Origin of the sequence: Actinocrinis sp. (assembly GCF_035653575.1) — a bacterium.
Lineage (GTDB): Bacteria > Actinomycetota > Actinomycetes > Streptomycetales > Catenulisporaceae > Actinocrinis.
Genome location: NZ_DASRBQ010000139.1, coordinates 1 through 17055 on the forward strand (window position 1 = coordinate 1; position 17055 = coordinate 17055).

General features: G+C 69.2%; 15 protein-coding genes and 1 pseudogene. 14 read left to right on the forward strand and 2 right to left on the reverse strand.

Annotation, left to right across the window (positions count from 1 at the left end; genetic code table 11):
* Both VFA06_RS25955 and VFA06_RS19785 read left to right on the forward strand, forming a co-directional pair.
* Positions 1-167 (forward strand): annotated as a pseudogene (locus VFA06_RS25955) (MerR family transcriptional regulator); the annotation flags it as partial.
* A 136-nt stretch (positions 168-303) separates the two neighbouring features.
* Positions 304-582 carry a YdhR family protein gene (locus tag VFA06_RS19785; RefSeq protein WP_324842125.1) on the forward strand — a complete coding sequence of 93 codons (279 nt, stop codon included), beginning with the start codon at positions 304-306 and terminating at the stop codon, positions 580-582.
* A gap of 148 nt (positions 583-730) precedes the next feature.
* On the opposite strand, the gene VFA06_RS19790 is transcribed toward VFA06_RS19785, so the two are convergent.
* On the reverse strand, positions 731-1066 hold the full coding sequence (locus VFA06_RS19790; protein ID WP_324842126.1) for an HPr family phosphocarrier protein: 336 nt from the start codon (positions 1064-1066) through the stop codon (positions 731-733).
* Positions 1050-1442 carry a dihydroxyacetone kinase phosphoryl donor subunit DhaM gene (gene dhaM / locus VFA06_RS19795; RefSeq protein WP_324842127.1) on the reverse strand — a complete coding sequence of 131 codons (393 nt, stop codon included), beginning with the start codon at positions 1440-1442 and terminating at the stop codon, positions 1050-1052. Before dhaM ends, VFA06_RS19790 begins: the two co-directional genes overlap by 17 nt.
* A gap of 58 nt (positions 1443-1500) precedes the next feature.
* On the opposite strand from dhaM, the gene VFA06_RS19800 reads away from it, so the two are divergent.
* From VFA06_RS19800 to VFA06_RS19855, 12 genes are all read left to right on the forward strand, one after another.
* Positions 1501-2277 (forward strand): IclR family transcriptional regulator, encoded by a 777-nt coding sequence (locus VFA06_RS19800; RefSeq protein ID WP_324842128.1) that lies wholly within the window; start codon positions 1501-1503, stop codon positions 2275-2277.
* Between the two features lie 318 nt (positions 2278-2595).
* Entirely contained in the window at positions 2596-3360 is a 765-nt protein-coding gene (locus VFA06_RS19805) for an MIP/aquaporin family protein (protein ID WP_324842129.1), read from the forward strand.
* Entirely contained in the window at positions 3357-4355 is a 999-nt protein-coding gene (gene dhaK, locus VFA06_RS19810) for a dihydroxyacetone kinase subunit DhaK (protein WP_324842130.1), read from the forward strand. The genes VFA06_RS19805 and dhaK overlap by 4 nt, the downstream gene beginning before the upstream one ends.
* A gap of 130 nt (positions 4356-4485) precedes the next feature.
* A complete protein-coding gene (gene dhaL / locus VFA06_RS19815; protein ID WP_324842131.1) occupies positions 4486-5106 on the forward strand; it encodes a dihydroxyacetone kinase subunit DhaL in 621 nt (206 codons plus the stop codon).
* Positions 5103-6794, forward strand: coding sequence for a putative PEP-binding protein (locus VFA06_RS19820; RefSeq protein ID WP_324842132.1), 1692 nt, complete (start codon positions 5103-5105; stop codon positions 6792-6794). Before dhaL ends, VFA06_RS19820 begins: the two co-directional genes overlap by 4 nt.
* 236 nt (positions 6795-7030) lie before the next feature.
* On the forward strand, positions 7031-8767 hold the full coding sequence (locus VFA06_RS19825; protein ID WP_324842133.1) for an acyclic terpene utilization AtuA family protein: 1737 nt from the start codon (positions 7031-7033) through the stop codon (positions 8765-8767).
* Between the two features lie 74 nt (positions 8768-8841).
* Positions 8842-10377, forward strand: a complete 1536-nt coding sequence (locus tag VFA06_RS19830) for an acyl-CoA carboxylase subunit beta (RefSeq protein ID WP_349260256.1) — start codon at positions 8842-8844, stop codon at positions 10375-10377.
* Between the two features lie 12 nt (positions 10378-10389).
* Complete coding sequence (locus VFA06_RS19835) at positions 10390-12483, forward strand: acetyl/propionyl/methylcrotonyl-CoA carboxylase subunit alpha (RefSeq protein ID WP_324842135.1); 2094 nt, start codon at positions 10390-10392, stop codon at positions 12481-12483.
* 3 nt (positions 12484-12486) lie between these two features.
* Complete coding sequence (locus VFA06_RS19840; protein WP_324842136.1) at positions 12487-13677, forward strand: acyl-CoA dehydrogenase family protein; 1191 nt, start codon at positions 12487-12489, stop codon at positions 13675-13677.
* Positions 13667-14359, forward strand: a complete 693-nt coding sequence (locus VFA06_RS19845; RefSeq protein ID WP_324842137.1) for a TetR/AcrR family transcriptional regulator — start codon at positions 13667-13669, stop codon at positions 14357-14359. The genes VFA06_RS19840 and VFA06_RS19845 overlap by 11 nt, the downstream gene beginning before the upstream one ends.
* 20 nt (positions 14360-14379) lie before the next feature.
* On the forward strand, positions 14380-15177 hold the full coding sequence (locus VFA06_RS19850) for an enoyl-CoA hydratase-related protein (RefSeq protein ID WP_324842138.1): 798 nt from the start codon (positions 14380-14382) through the stop codon (positions 15175-15177).
* Positions 15178-15359: 182 nt separating this feature from the next.
* On the forward strand, positions 15360-17055 hold a 1696-nt coding region (locus tag VFA06_RS19855), incomplete at its 3' end, for a RyR domain-containing protein (protein WP_324842139.1).

The window sequence follows — 17055 nt, forward strand, 5'->3', positions numbered from 1 at the left end:
ACCAGCTGCGCCTGGCCGCCCGCGCCCGCCAGCTGGTCGACCAGGGCACCGCCCTGGAGGCCGCCTGCCGCATCATCATCCTGGAAGACCAACTCGAAGAAGCACTCCGCCTCAACGAGGAACTACGCCGTTCCAGTTCCGATCCGCTCCCGTCTGCCGGCGACTGAGCCGCGCGAGCGCAATGCGCTGCATCATCGGCCGCCGTGCCGGCTGATTGGTGTCGCTCGAATGGTTCACCTCGGCTGCCGGACGCCCGGGGCACAGCCAGGCTTGGGGGTATCTACCTGGAATGGACCTGGAGCCATGTACGCCAACCTCGTAACCGTCCGCATCGACGTCGACCTCAACGAAGCGCTCAAAGACCTGCGCGAGCAGGTGGTTCCTCGGGTCAAGCAGGCGCCTGGCCTGGTGGCCGGCTACTGGCTGGAGCCGCGGGGGGACAACGAGGGCACGTCCATTGTGGTCTTCGAGACCGAGGAGCAGGCACGTAACGCCGCGCAGATGGTTCAGCAGGGCAGCAACCCGATGCCCGGCGTCACGGTCGTCAGCGTTGAGACGCGCGAGGTCGTCGCCAGCCTTTAGCTCGCCGATGCCTTGACCTGCGGAGAGGCCGCGTCGAGCAGCTGCGGCGTGAAGTCGGTCAGTGCTGCACGCCCGATTCGGCGCGAGTGCCGCGATGCTGGACGTCGTCTCCGGCCGGGGGGATTAGCGTCTGTGTCTGGACCCGCTGCTATTCGGCGCTGGCGAGAACGGCGGCGAGGGCTTGCACGGCCTGTTCGGCGTCCTCGCCCTGTGCTCGCAGGGTGACGGTCGTCCCGGCGGTGGCGCCGAGGCTCATGACGGCCAGCACTCCGGTGGGGTTGACCGACTTTCCGGCGTAGTCGAGCCGGATGCTGCTGGAGAAACGCGCGGCGGTCTGGGCGAGCTTTCCTGCCGGGCGGGCGTGGAGATTGGCGGGAAGCGTCACGGCAAGCTCGAACTCCGCGGGGGAATGCGTACCTTGATCCGCCGTTCGTACTGCCTCGGTGTCGGTCGGGGTGGTGGTCGTCTCAGAGCTTGGCGACATCACGGGCCTCCTTGGCTGCGTGCGCGACGGCGTCGAGGTCGGCTCCCATGGCAGCGGTCACGGCGGCGGCCACGGCGCCTTCGACGAAGGGGGCGTCGACCATGACCACGTCAGGACGCGGATGGTCGTCGAGCACGGTGCGCGTGGTGAGCACGGAGCTGCCGAGATCGGGCAGTACGAGCACGCCCGCACCGTGGTCCACCTCGGTGATCGCCGCGTGGATCAGGTCGTAGCTGGTGCCGATGCCGCCGCCGGGAGCGCCGCCCGCGGCGGCGACGGGTACCGTGTCGGAGCCGATCTGGGCGAGCAGTTCGCGCAGGCCCGCCGCGAGTTGGGCGCTGTGGGATACGAGTACGATGCCGACTGGTTGGTCCATGAACGGTGATACTAAATCCGGGAACGCTGTTCAGCAATACTGAAAGTGGTGTCGGTCGATGGTGCAGTCGGTACAGCGCGCGGTGCAGATCCTCCGGGAGCTTGCAGCCGGGGGCCCCCGCCTGGGCGTCACCGAGCTGGCCGAGCGGGTCGGCGTGGCCAAGCCGACCGTGCACGCGCTGCTGCGCACGCTGGAGGGCGAGGGGCTGATCGTTCAGGACGCCGAGACGGGCAAGTACCAGCTCGGCCCGGGCCTGTTGATGCTGGGCAACGCCTACCTGGACACGCAGGAGTTGCGTGCTCGCTCGCTGACCTGGGCGGATTCGCTGGCCAACCGCACCGGTGAGGCAGTGTGGGTCGCCGTGCTCACCGGCGACCACGTGTTCGTCGTGCATCACGCGTTCCGGCCCGAGGGCGCGGTGCAAATCCTCGAGGTCGGGGCCAGCATCCCGTGGAGCACCTGCGCTCTGGGCAAGGCGATCGTGGCGTTCCTGCCGCCCGAGCAGCGAAAGGCGCTGCTCGCCGCTGAACTCCCGGCACTGACCGGGTGGAGTATCACGGATCCGCAGGCCGTGGCCGAGCAACTCGACGCGGTCGTCAAGTCCGGCTATGCGCTGGAGGACCAGGAGTCCGCGCTCGGGGACGCCGGCATCGCCGCCCCGGTGTTTGATCGCTCCGGCGGGGTCGCCGGAGCGATCGGCATCGTCGGCCCGATTGAGCGGCTCTTCGAGGATTCCGCACGTCAGGAGCATGTCGTCGCGGTTCGGGAGGTGGCCAGGCACCTCTCGCGCGAACTGGGGGCGGGGCGCGGGGCGATGCGGGGCGTGAGGTTGTAGGGCTGTCAGGGCTGCGGTGGGGGACTGCGGGGCTGGCTGGTCGAAGCCGGGGTCGTTCGGTGCTGAGGTGCGCGGCTGCGCGCGCAGATCACGACTTGGCACGTCGATGAAGCCCGGTCTTGACGGCTGCCGCCGCTGGAGCTAGTTTCCGAACATCGTTCATCGATACCGAACGAAATCTCGTTCAGATGCGCCGCTCTCGAGTGCCGACCTCGCAATCCACCGGTCACTGCCGAAGCGGCTCTTCCCCTAGTCGTCTGCTTTCGCAATGAAGCGAAGGAGGTGGACGCCCACAGGCCTGCGGGCCGCGGGCGCGTCATGCCAGAGAACACGTTTCCCCAAAAGCTCCTGGCGGAGCTGCTCGGCACGGCGATGCTGGTGTTCATCGGCGTCGGCTCCGTGCCCGCGACACTCATCATCGGCGGCAACGCGCCGTTCACGATGGCCGAGCTGGGCATGATCTCGTTCGCGTTCGCGATGGTCGTCGTCGCGATGATCTACGCGATCGGGCACATCTCCGGCTGCCACATCAACCCCGCTATCACCATCGCGCTGGCCGCCACGGGCAAGGTGCCATGGCGCGACGTACCTGGCTACGTCGCGGCGCAGGTCGCCGGGGCCACGCTCGGCGCCCTGGCCATCGTCGGAGTGCTCGGCCATAAGGCAGTTGACGTCGGCCTGGGTATCGCCTCCTACGGTCCGTCGGTCGGTGCGGGCCGGGCGTTCTTCGCCGAGGCGGTCGGCACCTTCATCCTCGCGTTCGTGGTGTTCGGCGCGTTCGACGGGCGCGCTCCGGGCGGATTCGGCGGTGTCGCGGTCGGCCTGGCGGTCTTCGCGATCATCATCCCGGTCGGCCCGGCCACCAGCGCGTCGATCAACCCGGCTCGCGCCCTCGGCCCGATGCTCGTCGGCCAGCTGTTCAACGGCACCGTGCACTGGAATCAGCTGCCTGTCTATCTGGCCGCCGAGGTCATCGGCGCGGTCGTGGCCGGCCTCACCTACGTCGCGCTCAACGCCCGGCGCGCCGCCGTGCGCCGCGTGGCCGCTACCCAGTCCGTACCGGCCGAAGGAGTCTCGGCATGAAGAAGCTGATCAACGCGCCCGAATCAGTACTGGCCGACGCGCTCGCCGGGATCGCCGCCGCGCACCCGGATCTCGCGGTCGACAAGGAAGCGAGGATCATCACCCGGGCGGGCGCGGCGGCTTCCGGAAAAGTCGCGCTGGTCTCCGGCGGCGGCTCCGGACACGAACCGCTGCACGGCGGCTTCGTCGGCCACGGGATGCTGAGCGCGGCCTGCCCGGGTGAGGTGTTCACCTCCCCGGTGCCGGACCAGATGCTCGCCGCCGCCCGCGCGGTCGACCGTGGAGCCGGGGTGGTGTTCATCGTGAAGAACTACACCGGCGACGTGATGAACTTCGAGATGGCCGCCGACCTGGCCGCCGACGACGGGATCAGCGTGGCCACCGTGCTGGTCGACGACGACGTGGCGGTCAAGGACTCGACCTGGACCGCCGGCCGGCGCGGCACCGGCGCCACGGTCCTGGTGGAGAAGATCGCGGGGGCGCTGGCCGAGGCCGGGGGAGACCTGGCCGCGGTCGCCGAGCTGGGCACCCGGGTGAACAAGGCCTCGCGCAGCTTCGCGGTCGCGCTCACCGCCTGCACCACGCCGGCGTCCGGGAAGCCCGGATTCGACCTGGGCGAGGACGAGATGGAGGTGGGCGTCGGCATCCACGGCGAGCCCGGACGCAGCCGCGAGAAGCTGCGCCCCGCCGCCGAGATCGTCGGCATTGCCCTGGACGCCATCCTGGCCGACCATGACCTCACCGCGGGCGACGAGGTCATCGTGCTGGCGAACGGGCTCGGCGGCACTCCGCTGATCGAGTTGTACGTCGTGTTCGCCGAGGTGGCCGCGATCCTCGCGGCGCAGGGCATCCGCATCGCCCGCAGTCTGGTCGGCAACTACGTCACCAGTCTGGACATGGCTGGCGTGTCGCTAACCGTGTGCAAGGCGGACGAGCAGATGCTCGCCTTGTGGGACGCGCCCGTGAACACCCCAGCCCTGCGCTGGGGCGTGTGAGTGAGTCTTCGGCGGCGTACATAACGCCTCCATATATTCGAGAAACCTCCAGGCGGACCCGGGCGCCGCATGCGCTCCGGGTCCGCCCGCCCGCTCCGCACAGTCTGACCGCGCAGAAGGAGATCCACCGGTGGACATCGCGCTCGCCCGATCCTGGGTGCAGGCCATCGCCGCGTCGATGAACGAGCACAAGGACCATCTGACCCAGCTGGACTCGGCCATCGGCGACGCCGACCACGGGGTGAACATGCAGCGCGGATTCGCCGCCGCGCTTTCCGCGCTCGACGGATACCAGGCCGCGACGGTCGGCGACGTGCTGGTCAAGACCGGATCGACGCTGATCTCCGTGGTCGGCGGAGCGGCGGGGCCGCTGTACGGCACGTTGTTCCGCGCCATGGGTAAGCAGCTCGCCTTGCCGTCCGTCGACGCGCACCAGTTGCTGGCGGCGTTGACGGCCGGTCTGGAGGGCGTACAGAAGCTCGGCGCGGCGGTACCCGGCGACAAGACCATGGTCGACGCCCTGGTACCGGCGCTGACGGCCTTCGGCGAGCAGGCCGGCGCCGGCGCGGACCTGAGCGTGGCGGCGGCGAGCGCCGCGGACGCCGCCGAGCAGGGAATGCGGGACACCGTGCCGCTCCAGGCCCGCAAGGGACGCGCCTCCTACCTCGGCGCGCGCAGCATCGGGCATCAGGACCCTGGTGCGACCTCGACGGCGCTGATCGTCCGCGCCCTCGCGCAGGTCGTCGCGTGACCGGCCGGCGCAGCTACCCCGGCCAGGCCGCCTCGACCGGCATAGCCCTGGGCTGGGCGCACCACATCGACCTGCCGACCGTGCAGCGCGACGCGCCGACACCCGCGTCCGGCGACTCGGTGCAGCAGGTGCTCGCCGCTTTCGACGCCGTCGCCGAGCAGCTGTTCGAACTGGCCGAGACGCTGCGCGGCAGCGGCCAGACGGACCTCGCCGACATCGTCGAGGCCAACGGCTACATCGCCCAGGACCACGATCTGCGCGAGGGCGCCGTGCGGCGCATCCGGGACGAGGAGGCTCACGCCGCGCATGCCGTCGCCCAAGCGACGTATGAATACGCTGACGCACTCGCGGCGCTGAGCGATCCGGTGCTCGCCGAGCGCGCCGCGGACGTGCGGCAAGTCGGTCGCAGGGTTCTGGCGCAGCTGTCCGGCGCATCCGCGGCGACCCCGGACGGACCGCTGGTGCTGTGCGCGCACGAGGTCGGCGCGGCCGACTTGCTTGAACGCGGCGACCTCGTGGTCGCGGCCCTCTCGGTCCTCGGCGGACCCAACGGGCACGCTTCGATCATCGCTCGCTCGCTGGGTATTCCGCTGCTGCTCGGCGTCGATCCCGCGCTGCTACGAGAAGCCGAGGGCACTGAGGTTCTGGTGGACACGGGACGGTCGACCGCCACGGTCAATCCGGCGCGGCACGAGCGCGCGGAAGCGATCACCGCGATGAACGCTGCGAGACGGCGGCGCGAGGCGCTGGCAGCTGAACGCGATCTGCCGTGTCGCACCCTCGACGGTCATGCAGTCAGCCTGCGCGCGAACGTCGCGACGGTGGTGGAGGCGAAGACGGCGGTCGCGCACAACGCTGCCGGAGTCGGTCTGCTGCGCACCGAACTGCCGTTCCTCGATGCCCGCACTTGGCCCACCGAATCGCAGCACACTGCGGTTCTCGCTCCGATTCTGCGCAAGCTGGCCGGTCAGCCGGTCACCGTGCGCACCCTGGACTTCGCCGACGACAAACTGCCTCCCTTCCTCAGCGCCGGGCGCGAGGGTGCGAAGCTCGGCCGCGGCCTGCCGTTGATGCTCGCGCAGCCGGCCGCGTTCGCCGAGCAGTTCCGCGCGATCCTGACCGCCGGTGCGGGCACCGATCTGCGCATCATGATCCCGATGGTGGCTTCGGTCGCCGAACTACGGGCCTGCAAAGACATTCTCGAGAAGTGCGCCGCGCAGCTCGGCGTCCCGGCGCCGCCGATCGGCGCAATGATCGAACTGCGCGAGGCGGTGGCCGCCGCGGACGCGCTGGCCCGTGAATCAGCGTTCTTCTCCATCGGCAGCAACGATCTGACGAGCCAGATCCTCCAGCTGGATCGGCGCGATCCCACCTTGACCCCGCAATTGGCCGCGCACCCCTCGGTCCTGCGCGCCATCGCCGCCACGGTCGAGGCCGCGCACCGCTACGGCCGTCAGGTTTCTGTCTGTGGCGACGCGGCCGCCCACCCCCTGGTTATCCCGCTGCTGATTGGCCTTGGCTGCGATGTGCTGTCTGTCGCGCCGGCCGCGCTCGACGAAGTACGCGCGCGCGTGCGCCGTTTGGACCTGAAGCGTTGCGTCGAGGCCGCATCGCGTGCCTTGCGCAGCGACGTCTTCGACGAGGTCGCGCGCATCGTGCAGGAGCGCTGCACCCCCGCCGTTCCGTAGCGCACATCCTCTTCCGTCGCGTTCACTCCTGGCGCGACCCGTCCCCCGCGCTGCCCGCGATCTTCGTGCTACCCGTGCGGGGGTGGTAAACAAGCCAGCGAGCTGGGATTAAGTGAGTCGCACGCCTGGATCTCCTAGCAATGGCGGCGCAAAAAACAAGCACGCGCGCTTGTTTTGTCGCTCCGGCCGTGCCACGCTCGCGGTGAAGGGCACGGCACACGACCGGGGAGCGCTGGGTGGACGGACCGCTGCGGATCGCCAATGCGTCCGGCTTCTACGGGGACCGGCTCTCCGCGATGCACGAGATGCTGACCGGCGGGCCGATCGACGTGCTGACCGGGGATTACCTGGCCGAGTTGACCATGCTGATCCTCGGCCGCGACCGGCTCAAGGATCCCTCGCGCGGCTACGCGCGCACGTTCCTGCGCCAGCTTGAGGAGAACCTGGGCCTCGCCAAGGACCTCGGCGTCAAGATCGTCGCGAACGCGGGCGGGCTGAATCCGGCCGGGCTCGCCGAGGCGGTGCGCGGGCTTGCGGACAAGCTCGGCCTCGATGTGGCGGTTGCCCACGTGGAGGGCGACGACCTGCTGGCACGGTCGGCCGAGTTCGGGTTCTCCGGATCGCTGACCGCGAACGCCTATCTCGGCGCGTGGGGGATCCGGGAATGTCTTGTGGGGGGCGCGGACGTGGTCGTGACGGGGCGGGTGACGGACGCTTCGCTCGTGGTCGGCCCGTCCGCGGCGCATTTCGGCTGGTCGCGGGATGACTACGACGCGCTGGCGGGTGCGACGGTCGCGGGGCACGTGATCGAGTGCGGCGCTCAGGCGACTGGCGGGAACTACGCGTTCTTCACCGAGCTAGCTTCAGCGCCGGGGCGCGGTCTCGGAGCTCCGGGGTTTCCGATCGCTGAGGTCTTCGCTGACGGTTCGAGTGTGATCACGAAGCACCCGGGCACGGGCGGGGCAGTGACAGTCGGCACGGTGACGGCGCAGCTCGTCTATGAGATCGGCGGGCCGCGCTATGCGGGGCCTGATGTTACGACCCGCTTCGACACGATCACGCTGACCGAGGACGGGCCCGATCGGGTGCGCATCAGCGGGACGCGAGGCGAACCGCCACCCCCGACGCTCAAGGTCTGCCTGAACTCGCATGGCGGATTCCGCAACGAGGCGACGTTCGTGCTCACCGGGCTGGACATCGAGGCGAAGGCCGACCTCGTGCGCGAACAGCTCACGCTCGCGCTGGCTGGTCATCTGCCCGAGCAAGTCCGGTGGACCCTGGCGCGCACGGATCACCAGGATGCTGACACGGAGCAGCGTGCTAGTGCCCTGCTGCACTGCGCGGTCCGGGACGCCGACCAAGCGGTAGTCGGCCGGGCGTTCAGCGCCGCCGCCGTGGAACTCGCACTCGCCAGCTACCCCGGTTTCCACGTCACCGCGCCGCCGTCGGACGCGAGCGCGTACGGCGTGTGCACGTCAGCCTTCGTTGACCGTACGCAGGTGCCGCACGTCGCGGTCCTGCCGGACGGATCAAGACTCGACGTCGCCCCTGCGGCCGAAGTGACGCAGTTGGCGGAGGTGGATGAGCCGCCGCTTCTGGCGCCGCTTCTGGCGCCGCTCCCGGCGCCGCTCGCCGCGGGAGCCACGCGCCGCGTACCCCTCGGCACGCTCTTCGGGGCGCGCAGCGGCGACAAGGCGGGCGACGCGAATCTCGGGGTGTGGGCGCGGTCGGACGAAGCGTGGCGATGGCTCGCGCACCACCTGACGGTGGACGAACTGCGGCGGCTGCTTCCGGAAACCGCTGATCTGCCGGTGCGGCGGTACGCGTTGCCTAACGTGCGTGCCCTCAACTTCGTCATCGAAGGCTTACTCGGTGAGGGCGTCGCCGCGCAGGCGCGATTCGATCCGCAAGCCAAGGCGCTCGGCGAATGGTTACGGTCTCGGTACGTCGATCTGCCGGAGGTCCTGCTGTGAGAGAGGCCGGTGCGGGCGTCTTCGAGTCCAGACTCAGTACGACCGACGAGCAGTATGTTGAGAACCGGCGGGCGATGTCGGAGAAGCTCGCCGAAGTGGAGGCCGAGCACGCCAAGGCGGTCGCCGGGGGCGGTCCGCGGTACGTCGAGCGGCACCGTGCTCGCGGCAAGCTGCTCGCTCGCGAGCGCGTGGAGTTGCTGCTGGATGAGGATTCGCCGTTTCTGGAGCTCTCAGCCTTGGCGGGGTGGGGGACCGAGTACCAGGTCGGCGGCAGCATCGTCACCGGTATCGGCGTGGTCGAAGACACCGAATGCGTGATCATCGCCAACGATCCGACGGTCAAGGGCGGCGCGAGCAATCCGTCCACCTTGAAGAAAGCGTTGCGGGCAGGGCAGATCGCGGCCGAGAACCGGCTGCCGATGATCAACCTGGTCGAGTCCGCAGGCGCCGATCTGCCGGCGCAGAAGGAGATCTTCATCCCCGGCGGCCGCACCTTCCGCGACCTGACCACGTCGTCTGCCGCGCGCAACCCCACCGTCGCGCTGGTTTTCGGCAGCTCGACCGCCGGCGGCGCGTATCTGCCCGGGATGTCCGACTACGTGGTCATGGTCAAGGAGCGGGCGAAGGTGTTCCTCGGCGGGCCGCCGCTGGTGAAGATGGCGACCGGCGAGGAGTCCGACGAGGAATCGCTTGGCGGCGCGGAGATGCACGCCCGCACCTCGGGCCTCGCCGACTATCTGGCCTTGGACGAGCAGGACGCGATCCGCATCGGACGCTCGATCGTCCGGCGGATGAACCGGCGCAAGCTCGGGGCTTCGCCGAGGTCTGATTACGCCGAGCCGAAGTACGACCCCGAGGAACTGCTCGGCATCGTACCCGCGGACCTGCGCATCCCGTTCGATCCGCGCGAGGTGATCGCGCGCATCGTGGACGGCTCGCGATTCGACGAATTCAAGCCGCTGTACGGCGCGAGCCTGGTCACCGGATGGGCCGATCTGCACGGCTATCCGATCGGCATCCTGGCCAATGCGCGCGGCGTGCTGTTCAGCGAGGAGGCGCAGAAGGCCGCGCAGTTCATCCAGCTGGCGAACCAGAGCGACACGCCGTTGCTGTTCCTGCACAACACCACCGGCTACATGGTCGGCCGGCAGTACGAGCAGGGCGGCATCATCAAACACGGCGCGATGATGATCAACGCGGTCTCGAACTCGACCGTGCCGCACCTGTCCGTGCTGATCGGTGCCTCGTACGGCGCGGGGCACTACGGCATGTGCGGCCGCGCATACGGTCCCCGCTTCCTGTTCGCCTGGCCGAGCGCGAAGTCCGCGGTGATGGGTCCGCAACAGCTGGCCGGGGTGCTGTCGATCGTGGCGAGGCAGGCGGCCGCCAGGCGCGGCCTGCCCTACGACGAGGAGGCCGACGCGGCGATGCGCGCGGGCGTCGAGCACCAGATCGAGGCCGAATCGCTGCCGATGTTCCTGTCCGGGCTGCTCTATGACGACGGAATCATCGACCCGCGCGACACGCGCACGGTGCTCGGGCTGTGTCTGTCCGCCATCCACAACGCACCGGTCGAGGGGGCGCGCTGCTATGGCGTCTTTCGGATGTAAGGCGGGGGCTCAGTGAACACGGACCTAGTGAACACAGACCCGGCAAGCACAGAGCTCGTCATCAGGAACGTCCTGGTCGCCAACCGCGGCGAGATCGCCAGGCGAATCTTCAGCACGTGCGCAGAACTCGGCATCGCGCGTACCGCAGTGTTCTCCGACGCCGACGCATCCTCGCTGCATGTCGCCGACGCCGACGTGTCCGTGCGGCTGCCCGGCAATGCGTCTTCTGAGACGTACCTGAGGCCTGATTTGCTGATCGAGGCAGCACGTTCGGCCGGCGCGGACGCGGTACATCCCGGCTACGGTTTCCTGTCCGAGAACGCCGATTTCGCACGCGCGGTAATCGAGGCGGGTCTCATCTGGATCGGCCCACCGCCCGAGGCCGTCGAGGCCATGGGCTCCAAGGTCGAGGCTAAGCAGATGATGGACCGCGCCGGGGTACCGGTGCTGCCCGAACTTGATCCTTCACAGATCACTGAGACAGACCTGCCAGTGCTGGTAAAGGCCTCGGCCGGCGGTGGCGGTCGAGGCATGCGTGTGGTGCGGTCTTTGGACGCGCTCGCCGATGCCGTGGCCGACGCGCGGGCCGAAGCCGCATCGGCCTTCGGCGATCCGGCAGTGTTCTGCGAACGCTTCATCGAGAGTGGCCGGCACATCGAGGTCCAGGTGCTGGCCGACCGGCACGGCACGGTGTGGACTCTCGGCGAGCGCGAGTGCTCGATCCAGCGTCGACACCAGAAGGTCGTTGAGGAGACACCGTCGCCCTTCGTGGACGACGAGTTGCGCGCGCGATTGTTCGAGGCGGCGCGGACGGCGGGGAAGGCGATCGAGTACGTCGGCGCCGGGACCGTGGAGTTCCTTGTCGCGGACGACGGCGGGTTCTACTTCCTGGAGATGAACACCCGCCTTCAGGTCGAGCATCCGGTCACCGAATGCGTCACCGGCCTGGATCTGGTCGCGGCACAGATCCACGTCGCCGAGGGCCGTCGGCTGCCCGCCGAACCGCCGCCGTCACACGGGCACGCGATCGAGGTGCGCCTTTACGCCGAAGACCCGGCGAACGACTGGCGGCCGCAGAGCGGGACGCTGCACTGCTTCGAGATCCCGGGTGTTGATGCGGAATTCGCTGTTCCAGGCGGCGGAAGCTCATTGGGCGCAGCCATCCGGCTCGACAGCGGCGTGACCGACGAGTCCACCGTCGCAGCCTTCTACGATCCGATGCTCGCCAAAGTCATCGCCTGGGCCCCCGACCGCGCACAGGCGGCGCGCCGGCTTGCCAGGGCACTGAGCGATGCGCGGATTCACGGGCTGTGCACGAATCGCGACATGCTCGTCAATATCCTGCGACACGAGGCTTTTCTGGCCGGAAGGACCGATACCGCATTCCTGGAGCGGCACCGGTCGGCCACGGTGACGCAATCGCTCGCCGATGACCAGGCGCGCCGGCTTTCCGCGATCGCTGCCGCGCTCGCACAAGCCGCCGCGAACCGGCGGGATGCGCGCGTCGTGAAGCGTTTGCCGTCGGGCTGGCGCAACGTCCCGTCCGCGCCACAGCGCAGGCGATATCGCTGCGGGGACGACGAGTACGAGGTCGCATATCGCACGGCGCGCGATCGTCAGATCATCGACAGCGCCGACGGCGCAGACAGTGCCGACGGCGCAGGTAGGGCCGACGACGTCGAAGTCATCGCGGCCACGCCAGATCGGGTCGTCTTGGAGATCAGCGGTCTGCGCCGGACTTTCGCCGTCGCACGCTATCCCGGCCTCGTCTGCGTCGACTCCGCGCTCGGCCCGGTCGCTCTCGTTCCGGTGCCGCGATTCACCGAGCCGGGACGCGCATCCGCCGCCACCGGCTCGCTGACGGCCGAGACGCCGGGCACCGTTCTCCGCATCGCCGTCACGGTCGGGCAGGCCGTGGCCGCGGGAGAACCGCTGCTGTGGCTGGAGGCCATGAAGATGCAGCACGCACTCACGGCGCCGGCCGACGGCGAGGTCACCGACCTGCCGGTCAGAGTCGGCCAGCAGGTCGAGAAGGGTGCCGTGCTCGCCGTCGTCACACCGTTCGCCGGCGCCGCCGCGACCGATACCACGCGGAACGAGGAGTAACCGATGAACTTCGTCGAGCCCGATGAGCGGATAGCGCTGCGCAAGGCGGTGGCCGACCTCGGGCGCAGCTTCGGACCGGAGTACTACCTCGAACGGGCCCGCAGCGGCGGGCACACGACCGAACTGTGGAACGAAGCGGGCCGGCTCGGCTATCTCGGCGTCGCAGTGCCCGAAGAATATGGCGGCGGAGGAGGCGGGATCGGCGATCTTGCCGCCGTGTGCGAGGAGTTCTGCGCGGTAGGCACTCCACTGCTGCTGATGCTCGTCTCCCCGGCGATCTGCGCGACGGTCATCGCCCGATATGGCACCACCGAGCAGAAGCAGTCCTGGCTGCCGCGCTTCGCGACCGGCGAGGTGCGCATGTCGTTCGCCATCACCGAGCCCGAGGCGGGATCGAACTCGCACCTGCTGACTACCACGGCGCGCCGAGCCGATGACGGCGGCTGGGTGCTGACCGGTCGCAAGGTGTTCATCTCAGGAGTCGATGAAGCGGACGCCGTCATGGTCGTCGGTCGGACCGAGGACGCGAAGACAGGACGACTGCGGCCCGCGCTGTTCATCGTGCCGACCGATGCGCCAGGGTTCGAATACCGGCGCATCGAGATGGACCTGGTCTCCGCCGACCGCCAGTTCGGCCTGTTCCTCGACGAGGTGCCGCTGTCCGCCGACGCGCTCGTCGGCGCCGAGGACGCGGACCTCGGAGCGATGTTCGCCGGGCTCAACCCCGAACGCATCCTCGGCGCGGCCTTCTCCGTCGGCCTCGCCCGCTACGCGCTCGGCAAAGCAGTCGCCTACGCGCAGCAGCGCAGCGTCTGGGGCGTGCCCATCGGAGCGCATCAGGGCCTTGCTCATCCGCTGGCCCAGGTCAAGATCGAGCTCGAACTCGCGCGGCTGATGACACAGAAGGCCGCCGCGCTCTACGACAGCGGCGACGACTTCGGCGCGGGCGAGGCCGCCAACATGGCCAAGTACGCCGCCGCCGAGGTGGCGATCCGGGCGGTGGACCAGGCCGTCCAGGTGCACGGCGGCAACGGGCTGGCCTCCGAATACGGGCTCGGAGTCCTGCTCGGCAGTGTCAGGGCGTCCCGGATCGCGCCGGTCAGCCGGGAGATGGTGCTCAACTTCGTGGCGCAGCACAGCCTCGGCCTACCCAAGTCCTACGGCCCCGGCTCGACGGCCGACCATGGCCGCTGAATCGGCCGCCGCCCCGGCCCGGGCGTTGGCGGCTCCCGCGCGCGCCGCCAAGCCGGTACATGAACCCGCCCAGGAACGCAGCCGCGCCACGCACCGCAGGCTGCTCGACGCGGCGGTCGAATGCCTGGCCGAGTTCGGCTGGTCCGGAAGCACGATCGCCGTCGTGGCGCAACGCGCGGGAGTCTCCCGCGGCGCTGCCCAGCACCACTTCCCGACCCGGGAAGACATGTACACCGCGGCGATCCGGCACGTCGCGGAGAGTCGCATCGCTGATTTGCGTGAGTCGGTGCGCCGCCTGCCGAAGGGCGCGTCGCGCACTGAGGCACTCGTGGAGCTACTGGTCGACCTGTATGCGGGCCCGAGCTTTCAGGCTGCGCTGCACCTATGGGTCCAGGCCTCGACCGACGAGCGGCTGCGTGAGCGGGTCGTTCCGCTCGAAGAGCACGTCGGCTGGGTGGCGCACCAGGCCGCACTCGATGCGCTCGGCGCCGATGACGACGAGCCCGGAGTGCGTGAGATCGTGCAGGCTACCCTCGATCTGGCCCGCGGCCTCGGCTTGGCCGGGCTGCTGACCGATGACACGCGCCGCCGCAAGCACGTCGTGCGGACCTGGGCGCGCATGGTCGAGGCTTCGCTGGACCGGCCGACCGATCCCGGTCAGGCCGAACTTCGAGGAACGTGAGAGACCGGAGCGGACAGCGCATGGACGAGCTCGTACACCGTCGCACCGACGGCGGCGTCGCGACGATCACCCTGGATTCGCCCGCCAACCGCAACGCGCTGTCCGCCGCGCTGCTGACCCAGCTTCGCGGGCACCTGACGGAAGCGATCGACGACGAGGCCGCGCGCGTGATCGTGCTCGATCACACCGGTCCGGTCTTCTGCGCGGGCATGGACCTCAAGGAAGCGCGCAGCGGCGTCACCGACAGCCAGGGCGAGAACTTCCCGGCGCTGCTTGAGCAGCTGTGGACCAGCCCGAAGCCGGTGGTCGCCAAACTGGCCGGACCGGCCCGAGCCGGCGGCATCGGCATCGTCGCGGCCTGCGACATCGCGGTGGCGGCGCAGAGTGCGACCTTCGCCTTCTCCGAAGTGCGCATCGGCGTCGTGCCCGCGATGATCTCGGTCGTGGTCCTCCCGAGGCTGGACCCCAGGCAGGCGCACGAGCTGTTCCTCACCGGCGAGACCTTCGACGCGCACCGCGCCGAGCGCATCGGCCTGATCAACCGCGCGGTCCCCGCCGAAGCGCTCGATGACGAGGTCGCACGTTACTGCGGCATGCTCGCCCTCGGCGGCCCCCACGCCCTCGCCGCGACGAAAGCCCTGCTCACTGGCGACCGCGCCGCCGCACTGCGCGAGGACTTCGCCCGCATGCGCCGCCTGTCTGCGGAACACTTCGCCGGCGAGGAAGGCCGCGAGGGCATGCGCGCGTTCGCCGAGAAACGGCCCGCCCGCTGGGTTCCCGGCGCCCCGACCGGCGCCACCGCCAGCAAATCGGACTGACCGAATAGGCGCGGAGAAAGTGGGAGGGCACTAGCGCCCGATTCCGTGCGCACTACCGTCCGCGCGCGCTTTCTCGTTCGGCCCGGTGCGGCACAGGGTAAGGGAGGGGGAACCGCAGGCGGCGAGCCCACTGCGGTCGCGTCACCGAAGCAGCATACGAAGTAGCTCGGGGGGAGGCCGCCGTGGCGGGGATACGCCGCGCACTTCGATCTGTGCCTTGGGGGTTTGTTGTTCAGGCGATCTACCTGGGACTCTGGCTCTTAAGCCTGGTTTTCGGTTACGTCGGCCTGTCGACGTATTGCAATGCCCTGAACGCCGTTCAGCCTCACAGCATCAGTGCCCGCGCGAGTGACATCGCCTACTACGACCTCGAACTCATCCTGATCCAGTTCACTCCGTTCAGCAATCCGCCGGTCGATCGCGCACCGCCGCCCGTGCCGTGGGGCCTCCAGATAGCCCGCTTCGCGGCACCCACGATCGTGGCCTTCAGCTTCGTGAAGGTGCGGCTCGCCGTCTCGGCGCACCGACTCCAGCGAGCACGCTTGCGCCGCTTGCGTGACCATGTGATCGTCTGCGGGTCCTCGAGGGCGGCCGATGTAATGGTGCGAAGGCTGCGCGACGAGGGTAAGACGGTAGTCCACATCGACCCTGACCTTCGCAGGCCGGGGCGGCACACGATCGACGGAAATCCGGTCGCTCGACGGACCCTTATGGATGCCGGGGTCACGCGCGCGACCTGCCTCTACGCGTGCCTTGACCGTGGCTCGCAGAATGCAGAGATAGCGCACGTGGTCGAGCGGATCCGCGACGGGCGCTCGCGGCCGCATCGTGTCTACGCCTTGATCGACGACCTCGAACTGTGCATGTCGCTGCGGGCACGGCGCTGGAGCATGGGCACGGGCGCGCCACGCGTCGACTTCTTTAATCCGGATGAACTTGCCGCCCAGGCCGCGGTACGCCGGGATGCCACCGCGTTTACTGAAGAGCCGCCGGAGATCGCGATCGCGGGCACCGGTGCGTTCGGCCGCTCTGTGCTGGTCGAGTTCGCTCGGCAATGGATCGTGCGGCGGCGCGTCTCCGAGGAGCGCATGAGGGTTCTGCTGATCGGGACGGGCTCTGATGAGGCCGCGGAGCGCTTGTACGAACGCTACGCATTTCTTGCTGGGGCCTGCGTCATTGTGCCAGTGGCCGAACCGGTCGAAGGAGTCCTGCTCCGGCGGCAGCGGGAGGCGGCGCCGCCGTTGCGACGGCTCTATCTATGCCAGGAGGACGAGGACGAGGCGCTGAGAGCCGCGCTCGGGCTCGCAGCGCACCTGCGGTCGACGCTGACAGCGGTCGTCGTACGGTTGGAACGAATGTCGGGTCTCGCCAAAGCGTTCCGTCGCGACCGCGGCGGGTTGTTCGACGCGCTGGGCGGCCGGCTGTTGCTCGTCGATGCCACGAAAGAGGGTTGCGATCCTGCGCGTGTCGAAGACGGCCTCGGTGAGGAGCTGGCTCGGGCTTGCCACCAGAGCTACCTGCTGCGGCGGCTCGCCGCCGGGAGCCGCTTCGGCAGTACGCCCGCGCTGCAGTACTGGGAAGGCCTGGCGGACGACCTGCGTGCCGCCAATCGCGATCAGGCGGCTGATATAGGCCGTAAGCTACGGGAGATCGACTGCCTCGTCACACCACGCGGCGTAGTCGAACGGGACTTCGTATACGACGACGAAGAAGTCGAACACTTAGCCCGGCTGGAACATGACCGCTGGCGGTCCGAGCGCGCCAGCCGAGGCTGGTCGTATGGCCGAATTCCGGACCGCGACGGCAAAACCCATCCCGACCTCGTGCCGTGGAACGAACTTTCCGAGGCGGAACGCGAAAAGGATCGCGAAGCGGTGC

Coding starts and splice junctions, on each gene's coding strand:
- VFA06_RS19785 (WP_324842125.1), top strand. CDS start 304: ATGTACGCCAACCTCGTAACCGTCCGCATCGACGTCGACCTCAACGAA.
- VFA06_RS19790 (WP_324842126.1), bottom strand. CDS start 1,066: ATGTCGCCAAGCTCTGAGACGACCACCACCCCGACCGACACCGAGGCA.
- dhaM (WP_324842127.1), bottom strand. CDS start 1,442: ATGGACCAACCAGTCGGCATCGTACTCGTATCCCACAGCGCCCAACTC.
- VFA06_RS19800 (WP_324842128.1), top strand. CDS start 1,501: ATGGTGCAGTCGGTACAGCGCGCGGTGCAGATCCTCCGGGAGCTTGCA.
- VFA06_RS19805 (WP_324842129.1), top strand. CDS start 2,596: ATGCCAGAGAACACGTTTCCCCAAAAGCTCCTGGCGGAGCTGCTCGGC.
- dhaK (WP_324842130.1), top strand. CDS start 3,357: ATGAAGAAGCTGATCAACGCGCCCGAATCAGTACTGGCCGACGCGCTC.
- VFA06_RS19830 (WP_349260256.1), top strand. CDS start 8,842: ATGTCGGAGAAGCTCGCCGAAGTGGAGGCCGAGCACGCCAAGGCGGTC.
- VFA06_RS19840 (WP_324842136.1), top strand. CDS start 12,487: ATGAACTTCGTCGAGCCCGATGAGCGGATAGCGCTGCGCAAGGCGGTG.
- VFA06_RS19845 (WP_324842137.1), top strand. CDS start 13,667: ATGGCCGCTGAATCGGCCGCCGCCCCGGCCCGGGCGTTGGCGGCTCCC.
- VFA06_RS19850 (WP_324842138.1), top strand. CDS start 14,380: ATGGACGAGCTCGTACACCGTCGCACCGACGGCGGCGTCGCGACGATC.